Below are 12661 nucleotides of genomic sequence, written 5' to 3' on the forward strand. Positions count from 1 at the left end.
TAATTTGCTCCTATTTTATCATATAATTAGGTAAGAATTGCACTATTTGTGGGAAATAAGTAATTATAATAACAGCTAAAATAGTCAATATAAAAAATGGTAAAGTTGCTTTTAATATATATTCTATTTTTTCTCCACTAATACCTTGAATTACAAATAATGAGAAACCAACAGGTGGTGTTATTTGAGATAATTCAACCATAAATACCAAAAAAATTCCAAACCATAATGGATCAAATCCAGCCATAACAATAATTGGTAAAACAATAGGTAATGTCATAACAACTATAGAAATTCCATCTAAAATCATTCCAAGTAAAATATACATAATTCCTATAATTAAAATTAGCATCATTGGTGTTAATCCTAAAGAACCAATATATTCACTAATTGCTCGAGCTATTCCTAAAAAACCAATAACTTGAGATAAAAATCCTGCACCAACTATAATAAAACTAATCATTGTTGATGTTTTGATCGTATTCAATAATGCTATTCTAAAAATCTCTAAAGAAAAACTTTTAAAATAAACTGCTAGAAATATTGAACCTAAAACACCTAAAGAAGCAGCTTCAGTTGGAGTAGCTATTCCTCCATAAATTGAACCTAAAACGATAACTATAAGAGCTAGAATAGGGAATAATTCTTTTATTGAATTAATATAATCTTTAAATTTGTATTTTTTCTCATCATTTGGAACAACTTCTTTATTAATTTTTGAAACAACAATTATATATATAGAATATAAAGTAGCTAAAAGTATTCCGGGAATAATTCCTGCCATAAATAACTTACCAATTGAAACATCAGATAAAACACCATAAATAATCATTATTAAAGAAGGAGGAATTAAAAATCCTAAAGTTCCACTTCCAGCTAAGGAACCAAGGGCAAGAGCCTTTGAATAACCTCTCTTTTTAAGTTCTTCTAGTGTAATTTTTCCAACTGTTGCTGTTGTTGCTGCACTCGAACCTGAAACAGCTGCAAATAAAGAACAGGCTGCAACATTTATATGTAAAAGTTTCCCTGGTACAAAGTTTAGCCAAGGCATTAATCCATTTAATAATTTTGTTGATATAGAAGATTTATATAAAATTTCTCCCATTAAAATAAACATAGGTAATGCTGCTAAAGACCATGAATTCAAAGAATCATACATAGAAGAAGCTAATAAATCTCCAATTTTATCAAATATTGAAATTGAGTCAGGAAGATTTGAATCAAAAATTAACATTCCAACAAATCCTGTTAAAATCAATGAAATACCAATCCAAATAGATGATAATAAAAACACAAACATTATAAATATAATCGCAATAGATAAAATTAATGGATCACTTATCATTTTTTAACCTTTTTAATACAAAAACTACTATATTTAAAATAAATATTAATATTCCTAAAGGCATAACAAATTGAGTCAAATATAAAGGTGTTTCTGAAACAGATTCAGAAAGCATTTCCATTGAATACGAATCATAAGTAAATAAAATTGTTCTATAAAGTGCAAAAGAAAGAATAATTATACTTATTATCCCTGCTATTACATCAACAATTTTATTAGATTTTTTATTCATTTTTGAAGTTAAAATATTAATTCTTATATGAGCACCTTCATTAAATGTATATGCCAATCCTAAAAAAATTAAAGCCAAAAATAAATATCCACTATATTCATCTGCAATCATTGTTGAAATATCAAAGAAATATCTAAGAAAAATTTCAGTTAAAATCAATAATGTGAGAAAAATCAATAATAACGCAGATAAATAAGCTCCTAAAAAGGAGAATTTATTTATAAAATTAAATACTATTTTCATTTCTTACTTTCTATATTCTTCAAAAATATTTTTTATTTCTTTATTTGCATCTGATAAATATTCATCTAACATTTTTAAAGCTATTTCATCTAATTGCTTTTTTAATTTTTCACTTGTTTCAGAAATTTTCATACCATTTTCAGCCATCATTTTAATAGATTCTTCATCTTCAAGTTTTACAGCTTCCCATTGTATTTTTTCAATCTCTGATGCTGCTTTTAACATTGCTTCTTGTTGAACTTTTGTTAAAGAATTCCAATAATCAAGATTGATTGTAACAGCTTGTAAAGGATAAGCATAATTTATTTTTGTATAGTCAGTTAATACTTCCCAAAACTTTCCATCTTTTCCTGATGAAGATGAAGTAATAACCGAATCAACCATATCTGTTCTTAAAGCTGAATATACTTCTCCCCAAGGAAGAGCAACAGCGTTTCCACCTGCATTATTTACAAAATCAGCAGAGTTTTTATCATAAGTTCTTGTTTTTACACCTTTAAAATCTTCTATAGATTCCATTTTTTTATTTGAATAAAATCCTGAAGCTGGCCAAGTTACACTATATAAAAGCTTTTGATTCCATTTTTTTGCAGTTTTTTTATAAGCTGGTTTTGAAATTTGATAAAGTTTATAAGCATCTTCATAAGATGTTGCAATAAAAGGTAAAGCAGAAATTCCAAAAACTTTACCTCCACCAGCAGTAAATGGAATAAACATATCCGTCATAGCAACTGTACCATCTTTTACAGCTTTTAAAGGATTGCCTTTTACTAAAGAAGAACCTGAATGAACGGTAATATCAACACTTCCATTTGTATATTTTTTTACTAAATCGGCATATTTTTGTGCGCCAATTGTATGAAAATTTGTAGCTCCATACTTTGCATTTAAATTCATTTTGACATTTCCTGCAAATAATATACTTGCAAGTGATGTTAGTAATAAACATTTTTTAAACATTATTTCTCCTCACGCTTGTTTATAATAATTATTCTAATAATATTAAGTGAGGTATAAGTGAGTTTTAAAATGTAAGATTAATAAATTATCAATTTATAACCTTCTAATGGTACATTTGCAATCAAATCTTTTGGTAAACGTTGTCTTAACTCTTTTATAAAAGTTTTTAAAGCACTCATTGTCATAATTTTATCTTTCCAAATATACTCTTCAATCATCTCATATGTTAGGATTCTATTTCTATTTTCATATAGCAATAATAAAAAGTCTTTTTCTCGTTTTCTTAAATTTATGATTTTATTTTCATGATAAAGTTCTCTTTTTTTTATATTAAAATAAATATCTTCGCAAAATTTTATATTACTTTCCAATCTATTTCCAAATGCCTTTACTATTCCATTTAATAAACTTTCAGAAGTTACAGGTTTCAAAATATAATGATTTATATTTAAATTTATTAAACTCAAAAGATACTCTTCACTAGAATATGCTGTAAGCATAACTATAATAGTTGATAGATCTTCTTCTCTTATATCTTGAATCATTTGAATACCATTTTTTTTTGGCATTTCAATATCAGAAATTATAATCGTTGGTTTATATTCATAATATAAAGCAAAACCATCATCAGCATTTGAAGCTTCATAAACCTCTTTAAAATAGTATTTTAGAGTATTCACTAATCTTTTTCTAATTCCATCTTCATCTTCAACACATAAAAGAGTATAATTTTTTAATTGTTCTAAAATATCCATTTTATGCCTTTATTTTCACTTTAAAAATTGCTCCATCTTTACCATTTTCAAAACTTAATTCTCCTCCCATATTTTTTTCTATAATCATTTTAGACATATAAAGACCAAGTCCTGTTCCTTTTAAACTCTCTTTTGTTGTAAAATATGGTTCAAAAATCAAATCCATATACTCTTTTTCAACTCCACCTGCATTATCTTTAATAATAAAAATAGAATATCCATCTTTATAATCTATTTCTAAATCAATTGTGGGATTCTCAATATTTCGTTGAATCAAAGCATCTTTTGAATTTGACATTAAGTTCAATAAAACTTGAGCAAACTCTCTTTTATATCCATAAATTTCACAATTACATTTGATTTTTTTATTCAAGGTGATATTATAATTTTTAATTGATGCACTAATTAAAGATATAGCTTCATAACAAGAATCTTCTATATAAAAATAGACTTTTTTCTTATCCGGTTTAAAAAAATTCTTAAAATCATCTATCGTATAAGACATAAATTGAATTAATTTATTTGATTCTTTAACTGAAGTTTGAATCATCTCATCATCAACTTTTTTAAATTTTGAAGCAGTTTCTAATTCCATCAAAATTCCAGCAACCTCACTTAAAGGTTGTCTCCATTGATGAGCTATCATAGATAACATAGTACCCATTCTTGCAAGTCTTGATTGATGAAGCATAGCTCTATCTTTTTTCTTTACTTCTTCAATTGCTTTTTGAACTTTTAACTCTAAATTTTTATTTATATCTTCAAGTAAAAGTTCTTTCTTTTTTACATTTTCTTGATACCTTTGAAAAACTTCTGTAATTTTTTTTGACATAAAAAAAGATATTATTCCTATAAATAAAATCACTAATATAGAAATAAAAACTATTAACTTTATATATTTATTGATTTTTTCTTCTAATAATTTTTTATTTTCAGCAATTGATTCTTGAATATCATCAATATAAAGCCCAGCTCCAATAACCCAATTATATTTTTTATATAGTTTAAAAAAACCTAATTTTTTTGAAAAGTGTAATTCTCCTGGCTTTTGCCAATAATATTCAATAAAAACACCATCCGGTTTTTTTAAAGTTTCATCAATAAACTCTTTAGTAATTAAAGTTCCCATTGCATCTTTTAAGCCAACATCATAACTATTAACACTATTTTCTCTAAAAGGATGCGCTCTTAAATAATATTTTGCATCATGTATCCAAATATATCCATGTTTACCATATCTGATTGTCTCAACATATCGTAGAATTTCATTTTGTAACTCTTTTTGAGTTAATTTATTATTATGATTTACATGATATTCAACATAATTTATTACATAATCAATCTCTTTTTTTAAAATATCTTTTTGTCTTTGTAAATACTCTTTTTCTACTCTTATACTCTCTTCTTCAAAGTAATTATTCTGATTTTGTATAAAAAAATAAATAGTAAAAAAAGCTACTAAAAAAACTGTTATTATAGGTGTTAAGATAATTAATTTAGGTATATTTCTTTCTGAAAACAAAAAACACTCCAGATTTTATTAAATTAATCTAACAAATTTTAGTGAGATAAAAGTGAGTTTTTTTAATACTGATACATATGATATTTTTTATTTTCAGCTGCTTTTCTTTCTTCTATTTTTTTATAAATATTTAAAGCTTTTTCTTTTTCATCTTCGTTCACTTCTTTTGACAAATACTCTTTTACAATACTATCTAAAACTAAGATATAAACTATACAATTTAATTTTAAAGAGTCTTCATTTTTCATCAATTTATCCAAATCAATAGCATAAACAGCTTCACTAAAAGTGAAAAATAGTCTTTGTTTTACATCTTCAAGTCTATAGGAATAACCTAAAATTGTATAAAAGTTCTCTTCAAACTCTTTATCAAAATTTAAAGTTTTTAATTCGTTTGAAAAAAAAGATATTTTTTCACCATATTTATTTGCTATTTCATCTGCTTCAACAACTCTATTTTTAAAATAATAAATAAAGTTACAAATCTCTTCTATTAGTTCTATTTTATATCCTTTTTCACAATTATTACATCTACTCTATTATATAATGAAATATATAAAATACAAAAAAATTAGGAAAAATCATGAAAAAATCAATTATAGCTTCAACTCTAATTCTTAGTGCTTCACTTTCATTTGCTTTAGATTTTGGTTCTATTGCAAAAGGTGTTTTAGATACAGTGGCAACTGAAAAACAAACAACTACTACTGAAGAAACTTCAAAAGCTCCGGCAACTACAAATACAACAAAATCAAATTTAAATGATTCAACTGTTTCAAGTGGCTTAAAAGAGGCATTAAAAACAGGTGTTACTTATGCAACTACTCAATTAGGTAAAGATAATGGTTACTTAAATAATAGTGCGGTTAAAATACCACTTCCTGATAATCTTGCAAAAGCTGAAACTCTTATAAGAAGTGCAGGTGGAAATAAAATAGCAGATGATTTAATAAACTCTATGAATACAGCCGCTTCAAAAGCAGCACCAAAAACAGCAGAAATTTTTGTAGATGCAATCGATAAGATGAGTTTAACTGATGCACAAAATATTTTATCAGGTAGCAATGATGCAGCGACACAATATTTCAAGAAGAATACAAGTGACTCTTTAAAGAAAGCAATTACTCCAATTATTCAAGAAACAATGAAAGAAAACAATGTTGCAAGTTATTATGATATGGCAAATAATTTATATAAAACAAATGCAAAAGGATTAGTTGAAAACAGTTCTGTTATGGGAATGGCAAAAAGTTTTGGTGTTGATTCATATCTTCCAGCTAGCTCAGATGAAAGTCTAGATGAATTTGTTACAAACAAAGCAATTGAAGGTTTATTTACAATGATAGCTCAAAAAGAAGCTGCAATTAGATCAAATCCTGTTGAACAAACTTCTTCAATCTTAAAACAAGTATTTGGAAACTAAGAGGTTACCTCTTAGTTTGAAATAGCAAAATAACTATTCATAGCATTATTTTTTACTAAACTTATATTTATATCCAAAGAAACATCTTTATTTTTTTCATATTCATACTTATAATCTTTTTTAAAATTTCTTAATAAATTTTCATAAAGTTCAGATTTTTTATCTATAACAAATATTTCTTTATTTACTTCATAAATATAGATAATATTTAAAATATAGCTATCATCTATTTTATATGTCAAAAATTCATAATGACTAAATTCAAACTTTTCTAATAAATCCATCTTTTTAGCCCTGATTTTCTCTTTTAGTAAACTAATAAAAAAACCTAAAGCTTGACCATTCCAACAGACATCACTATCAGTGTGAATGTACTCTAAATATATACTATCTGCACTCAAAGTATATGCTTCTAAAATATAAGAGTCATATCTTGTTTTTGTCTCAACATTTATAACTGGATATTTATAAAAACTATCGGTATCCACTTTGAATTTTAATTCATTTTCTTCAAGGCTAAAATAAGGACGAGATAATATTGTAATTGTTTTAAAAACTGATTTTAAAGCATCTTTTACCATACCCATCTATCTAACCTTTTATTTAATTTTAAGAAATGTACTTTAACATAATAATTTCATTTATTCAAGGATATTAGTTAAAAATTGTGCAAAAATAATTAATTATAAAAATTAATTTTCCATTCCCAAACTTCTTTTAAATAAAATTAGAGTTAAACTAAAAAATACAGCTCCAATTACAAAAATTATTAACATCTTTTTCCAAATAATACTAATTCCAGCACCTTTAAATAATATTGATTGAGATAAATCTACAAAGTGACTTGTTGGCATTAGTTGCATAAGATCTTGTAAAATCATTGGCATACTTTCAAATGGTGTAATACTTCCTGAAAGTAACATCAAAGGTAAAATTGTCAAAATAAAAATCATTCCAAGTTGAGGCATATTTTGAGCAATAGTTCCCATAAATACTCCCATAGAAGTAGTTGCAAATAAAACCAAAAAAGTACATAATAAAAAAAGAGGAACCGAACCACTTAAAGGTATTTGTAAAACACCTTCAACAACAACCAATAAACTAAAAGTCACACAAACTAAAATCACTAAACAAGCAGAAAATATTTTAGAAAGCATTATTTCAAATGCTCTTAAAGGCATAACTAAAAGATGTTCAATTGTTCCATGTTCTCTTTCTCTAACCAAAGCAGCACCAGATAATAAAATAGAAATCATTACAATATTATTTATAATTTCATTTATACTTCCAAACCACATACTTGTTAGATTTGGATTATATTTATATCTACTTACAACTTTTGGATTAGTACTACTTTCATAACTTCCTTTTAAAAAAGTTTGAACCTCTTGAGTTATAATATTTTGAATATATCCTGAACCAATACCTGCTTGAGTCATTCTTGTTGCATCAATATTTACTAAAATATCAGGAGATATTCCAGATAACACATCCTTTTCAAAATCAGTTGGAATCATTATAATAAAAGTGTAATATCCTGAATCCATTCTTTTATCAACTTCATCATAAGAAATCACTTCAGGTGTATTAAATCGTGGTTTGTAAAAAGCATCTATTATTCTATGTGAAAGTTCAGTTTTATCACTATCTACAAAAGCTATTGAAGCATTATGCAGTTCAGTTGATGTTTGAGTTCCACCTATATAAATTGCAAATGAAAAAGAATAAATAACCAATAAAACCATCACTTTATCATAAAAAAGTGTTTTTAGCTCTTTTATACTTAAATTAAAAATATTTAATATAGTTCTTATCATTATTTTTCCTGTTTTTTTAGAACTAATAAACTTAGCATTGTAATAACTATAGCTGCTGCAAATAAAGCAAAAAATTCAAGATGTAATTCAGAAAAAGAGACATTTTTACTAAAAACTCCCCTACTTATATTTATAAAATAAGTAACAGGGAAAAAATCTCCTATAAATCTTCCAATTCCTTCAAGTGAACTAACAGGATCTTTCAATCCAGCAAATTGAACTGTTGGTAAAAGTGTAAAAATTGCTGTTCCTGCAAGTGCAGCTATTTGAGTTTGAGCAAAAGAAGACATCAAAAGTCCAATTCCAGTTGTACAAATAATATATAATAAAGCCGCTAAACTCAAAGTAATAAAACTACCTTTTAAAGGTACACCAAATGCAACTATAGCAAAGCCAACAAGTATAATAAAACTAATCATACTAACAACCACATAAGGCAATTGTTTTCCAAATAAAAACTCCAATTTAGTAACTGGTGTTGCATAAAAATTAGTAATAGAACCTAACTCTTTTTCTCTTACAACACTCAATGCCATTAAAATTGCTGGTATAAAAATCAATAACATCGGGATTACAGCTGGAACTATAGAATAAATACTTTTAAAATCTTGGTTATATCGATATCTTAAAATAATATTTGTATCAGATGTAATATCTATTCCAAAATTTTCTTTATAAAAACTCTGTAAATAACTAATATGCAAACCTTGTACATAACCATGTATTGTTTCAGCTCTAAAAGGAAAAGAACCATCTATCCAAACAGCTATCTCTTCTGTATAACCTTTTGTAAGATTTTTACCAAAATTTGGAGGTATTACAAAAGCAACACTAATCTCCCCTCTTTTCATTCTGTCATCTAATTCATCAAAAGAATTTAAAGCTTTCTCTTCTAAAAAATATCTTGAACCTGAAACATTTTCTATATAATGCCTACTTAATGGTGATTCATCTTGGTCTAAAACTGCAAATTTTAAATCTTCAACATCCATTGTTATTCCATATCCAATAACAAACATCAAAATTACAGTTCCTAAAAGTGCAAATGTAAGTCTAACCTTATCTCTTAATAACTCCAATGATTCCCTATAGCTATAGCCAAAAACTCTTAAAAGACTAAAAGAACTACTATTTTGAGCTTTTTTTGAATTTTCATTAAAAACTAACTCTTCTATTTTTTCTTCAGTTGAATTTTTTTCTAAAGCATCTTCTAAATAAGATATAAATGCCTCTTCCAAACTATTTTTATTTTTTAATCTTACAAGTTCACTTGGACTATTTGTTATTAAAACCTTTCCTTGGTGCATCAAGGAAATTCTATCGCATCTTTCACCTTCATTCATAAAGTGCGTTGAGATAAAAATAGTAACATTATCATTTCTTGATAAATCTATCAATAACTGCCAAAAATTATCTCTAGAAACTGGATCAACTCCTGAAGTTGGCTCATCTAAAATAAGCATTTTTGGTCTATGAATAACTGCTGCTGCGAGAGAAAGTCTTTGTTTTATTCCCAAAGGTAGTTCATTTGCTAAATGATTTTTATACTCTTTTAAATCAAATTTTTCCAAAAGAGCATCTATTCTTTTTTCTTTATCTTCTTTTATATGAAAAAGCTTTGCATGTAATTCTAAATTTTCAAAAACTGATAATTCATTATATAAAGAGAAAGCTTGAGTCATATATCCAACTTTTTCTCTCATTTCCAAAGAGTTATCTTTTACCTCTTCTCCAAAAAGTTTTGCATTACCACTTGTGGGAGAAAGTAATCCTGTAAGCATCTTCATAGTTGTGGTTTTTCCACAACCATTTGAGCCTAAAAAACCAAAAATCTCTCCTTGTTTTATATTTAGATTTACATTATTTACAGCTATAAAATCTCCAAATTGCATAGTTAAATTTTGAGCTTCAATAGCATATATTTCTTCTTTATCTTCTTTTGGCGGAACTATTAATTTTTTATGACCTGCTCTTTTTTCACTTGGTAAAAGTTCAATAAATGCTTCATCTATATTATCACATTGTGTTTTTTCTAATAACTCTTTTAGTGTTCCTTGCATCAAAACTTTTCCATCATCCATAGCAATAATCGTGTCAAAACTAGCTGCTTCTTGCATATAAGCAGTTGCGATTAAAACACTCATTTTTTGATTTTTTTCTTTGATATTTGATATTAATTTCCAAAACTCTCTTCTTGAAAGTGGGTCAACTCCTGTTGTTGGTTCATCCAAAATCAAAAGTTCAGGGTCATGAATCAAAGCACAACAAAGTCCAAGTTTTTGCTTCATTCCACCTGAAAGTTTTCCAGCTGGTCTATCTTTAAATTGAAGTAAACCTGTGCTTTTTAGTAATTGTAAAATTCTTTGATTTCTTTCTTTTTTATCTTGTCCAAAAAGTCTTGCAAAAAACTCTATATTTTCATAAACAGATAAAGTCATATATAAATTTTTTCCTAAACCTTGTGGCATATAAGCAATTTTAGGACAAATTTCTTTTCTATATTTTTCGTTTTTTATATCTCCATTTAAAACTTCAACTTCACCTGTTTGAATTATTTTTACACCTGATAAGATAGATAAAAGTGTTGATTTTCCAACTCCATCAGGTCCAATAAAGCCTATCATTTTTCCAGCTTCAATATCTAAAGTAACATCATCAAGTGCAGTTACATCTGCATATTTATGAGAAAGATTTTTTACTTTAGCAATAAATTCATTCATTTTATTCACTTACTTTTTTAGGTAAATTGTTTAAATAATCTGGCCAAGAAACATTTTTATCAAGTTTAATATAAGCAACTCCTGGTAATCCTGTTTTTATTCTGTCAAAATATTTTTCTAAAACATTTGAATCAATTTTTACTTTAATTCTAAACATAAGTTTTTCTCTTTCAGCTTGAGTTTCTATCTCTTTTGGAGTAAACTGAGCCAAAGGCGAAACAAATGTTACATGAGCTGGTATTGCAATATTTGGTATTGCATCAAGTACAATTCTAGCCTCTGATCCAATATCAACAAGCCCTGCTTGTGAAGTTGGAAGGAAAATTGTCATATATGTATTCAACAAATCAAGGACAACTAAAACTTTTCCACCATTTGCAACTATTTCACCATTTTCAGCAATTTTATATAAAACTCTTCCTTTTACAGGTGAATAAAGTTTTGAATCTTCAATATTTACTTTTATAGTTTCAATTTGTGCTGATGTTGCATTTATAGTTGATTGAGAACTTATAACTTGACTTTTTGCAGCAGTTAAAGCAGCTTGTTGTGTTTGAAAAGCTGTTTCATATTTTTGAAATTCTGCAAGAGGAATACTTTTTGTTTTATATAAGGAATTTGCTCTATCATAATCTTTTTTTGCAAGGGATAATTGACTTTGTTTTTCTTCAACTATTGCTAAAGCATAATTTTTATTTTCAATTGCTTGTTGTTCATAAGCCATTGCTTCTTGTAATTTTGCATTTAACTCTTTTATATCAAGTCTTGCTAAAACTTGATTTTTTTCAACTAAATCGCCCTCTTGGGAATCTATATTTATCAATCTTCCTGATAGTTTTGAAGAAATATCAACTTGAGTAGTTTCAATTCTTCCATTTCCAGTTGCAAATCCTTCTGGTAAATTTGACTGTTTATTCATAAATGAATAAAAATAAATTGCAGCAAGAACCACTAATAACAATAAAATAATTATTAATTTTTTTAACATCTTTTTCTCCTAATTTTCACATAAAGCATCTAATAAAATATTAGTTATAAACTCTTCTACATAATTTAATATTTTTGTATCATTTTTATCAAAATCCTTAATATTACTCAATTTTAGAGGTGTTTTTTGCATTGAATAATATGAAGAAATTGTACCTATTATCATAGCTTTTAATTCATAAAAATCTATATCTTTGTATTTTTCTTTTAAGTTTAATTGTAAAATAATTTGTTTCATCAAAACAAGTTCTTGCTCAATAGAATTTGGGATATTATTTTCTATTCCTAAATCAAAATTTGCCATTTCTCTTAATGTAAGGGGTATAATATTTGGATTATTGCTTATTGTTTTTGTACATAGTTTTATGTATCTTTTAAATTTTTCTTTTGCTTCTAAAGAACTATTTAAAATCTCTTTTTTTTCTTCTTCATTTAATTCAATTATTGAAGAAATAACTTCATCATATAAATTTCTTTTATCTTTAAAGTAATAATAAATCATAGCTTTGTTTATTTTTAATTTTTCAGCTAGCTTATTCATACTTAAGCCTGAATAGCCCAAGGTTGCAAATTCCTCCGTTGCTACATCTAAGATATGTTTTTTTGTCATTGATTAATCCTATAATATATTAACTAACCGTTCGGTTAATCAAAGTA

At 26.2% G+C, this 12661-nt stretch carries 12 protein-coding genes; 1 reads left to right on the plus strand and 11 read right to left on the minus strand.

Going from position 1 to position 12661, the window contains the following annotated elements:
- Positions 1–10: 10 nt before the first annotated feature.
- The 6 genes from ABLL_RS10190 to ABLL_RS10215 form a co-directional block, all read right to left on the minus strand.
- Entirely contained in the window at positions 11–1345 is a 1335-nt protein-coding gene (locus ABLL_RS10190) for a TRAP transporter large permease (RefSeq protein ID WP_014474718.1), read from the minus strand.
- Positions 1335–1820, minus strand: a complete 486-nt coding sequence (locus ABLL_RS10195; protein WP_014474719.1) for a TRAP transporter small permease subunit — start codon at positions 1818–1820, stop codon at positions 1335–1337. Before ABLL_RS10195 ends, ABLL_RS10190 begins: the two co-directional genes overlap by 11 nt.
- A 3-nt stretch (positions 1821–1823) precedes the next feature.
- Positions 1824–2780 (minus strand): TRAP transporter substrate-binding protein, encoded by a 957-nt coding sequence (locus ABLL_RS10200; RefSeq protein WP_014474720.1) that lies wholly within the window; start codon positions 2778–2780, stop codon positions 1824–1826.
- Between the two features lie 77 nt (positions 2781–2857).
- The gene (locus tag ABLL_RS10205) at positions 2858–3535 is read right to left on the minus strand and encodes a response regulator transcription factor (RefSeq protein WP_014474721.1); all 678 of its coding nucleotides are present in this window, start codon (positions 3533–3535) and stop codon (positions 2858–2860) included.
- 1 nt (position 3536) lies between these two features.
- Entirely contained in the window at positions 3537–5057 is a 1521-nt protein-coding gene (locus tag ABLL_RS10210; RefSeq protein WP_014474722.1) for a cache domain-containing protein, read from the minus strand.
- A gap of 62 nt (positions 5058–5119) precedes the next feature.
- Positions 5120–5305 carry a hypothetical protein gene (locus ABLL_RS10215; protein ID WP_014474723.1) on the minus strand — a complete coding sequence of 62 codons (186 nt, stop codon included), beginning with the start codon at positions 5303–5305 and terminating at the stop codon, positions 5120–5122.
- 335 nt (positions 5306–5640) lie between these two features.
- On the opposite strand from ABLL_RS10215, the gene ABLL_RS10220 reads away from it, so the two are divergent.
- A complete protein-coding gene (locus ABLL_RS10220; protein ID WP_014474724.1) occupies positions 5641–6480 on the plus strand; it encodes a DUF4197 domain-containing protein in 840 nt (279 codons plus the stop codon).
- A gap of 11 nt (positions 6481–6491) precedes the next feature.
- Here the strand turns inward: ABLL_RS10220 and ABLL_RS10225 are convergent, their stop codons facing one another.
- From ABLL_RS10225 to ABLL_RS10245, 5 genes are all read right to left on the minus strand, one after another.
- Positions 6492–7067, minus strand: coding sequence for a hypothetical protein (locus tag ABLL_RS10225; protein WP_014474725.1), 576 nt, complete (start codon positions 7065–7067; stop codon positions 6492–6494).
- Between the two features lie 105 nt (positions 7068–7172).
- Complete coding sequence (locus tag ABLL_RS10230) at positions 7173–8297, minus strand: ABC transporter permease (RefSeq protein WP_014474726.1); 1125 nt, start codon at positions 8295–8297, stop codon at positions 7173–7175.
- The gene (rbbA, locus tag ABLL_RS10235) at positions 8297–11017 is read right to left on the minus strand and encodes a ribosome-associated ATPase/putative transporter RbbA (RefSeq protein WP_014474727.1); all 2721 of its coding nucleotides are present in this window, start codon (positions 11015–11017) and stop codon (positions 8297–8299) included. The genes ABLL_RS10230 and rbbA overlap by 1 nt, the downstream gene beginning before the upstream one ends.
- A gap of 1 nt (position 11018) precedes the next feature.
- Positions 11019–12005, minus strand: a complete 987-nt coding sequence (locus tag ABLL_RS10240; RefSeq protein ID WP_014474728.1) for an HlyD family secretion protein — start codon at positions 12003–12005, stop codon at positions 11019–11021.
- Between the two features lie 9 nt (positions 12006–12014).
- Positions 12015–12614: a TetR/AcrR family transcriptional regulator gene (locus ABLL_RS10245; RefSeq protein ID WP_014474729.1), complete on the minus strand. Its 600-nt coding sequence runs from the start codon at positions 12612–12614 to the stop codon at positions 12015–12017.
- Positions 12615–12661: the final 47 nt, after the last annotated feature.

It is taken from the genome of Arcobacter sp. L (assembly GCF_000284235.1).
GTDB lineage: Bacteria > Campylobacterota > Campylobacteria > Campylobacterales > Arcobacteraceae > Aliarcobacter > Aliarcobacter defluvii.

Bases quoted from the DNA above. Each gene is read 5' to 3' on its own strand.
- ABLL_RS10190 (WP_014474718.1), bottom strand. From the start codon at position 1,345: ATGATAAGTGATCCATTAATTTTATCTATTGCGATTATATTTATAATG.
- ABLL_RS10195 (WP_014474719.1), bottom strand. From the start codon at position 1,820: ATGAAAATAGTATTTAATTTTATAAATAAATTCTCCTTTTTAGGAGCT.
- ABLL_RS10200 (WP_014474720.1), bottom strand. From the start codon at position 2,780: ATGTTTAAAAAATGTTTATTACTAACATCACTTGCAAGTATATTATTT.
- ABLL_RS10205 (WP_014474721.1), bottom strand. From the start codon at position 3,535: ATGGATATTTTAGAACAATTAAAAAATTATACTCTTTTATGTGTTGAA.
- ABLL_RS10215 (WP_014474723.1), bottom strand. From the start codon at position 5,305: ATGAAAAATGAAGACTCTTTAAAATTAAATTGTATAGTTTATATCTTA.
- ABLL_RS10220 (WP_014474724.1), top strand. From the start codon at position 5,641: ATGAAAAAATCAATTATAGCTTCAACTCTAATTCTTAGTGCTTCACTT.
- ABLL_RS10225 (WP_014474725.1), bottom strand. From the start codon at position 7,067: ATGGGTATGGTAAAAGATGCTTTAAAATCAGTTTTTAAAACAATTACA.
- ABLL_RS10230 (WP_014474726.1), bottom strand. From the start codon at position 8,297: ATGATAAGAACTATATTAAATATTTTTAATTTAAGTATAAAAGAGCTA.
- rbbA (WP_014474727.1), bottom strand. From the start codon at position 11,017: ATGAATGAATTTATTGCTAAAGTAAAAAATCTTTCTCATAAATATGCA.
- ABLL_RS10240 (WP_014474728.1), bottom strand. From the start codon at position 12,005: ATGTTAAAAAAATTAATAATTATTTTATTGTTATTAGTGGTTCTTGCT.
- ABLL_RS10245 (WP_014474729.1), bottom strand. From the start codon at position 12,614: ATGACAAAAAAACATATCTTAGATGTAGCAACGGAGGAATTTGCAACC.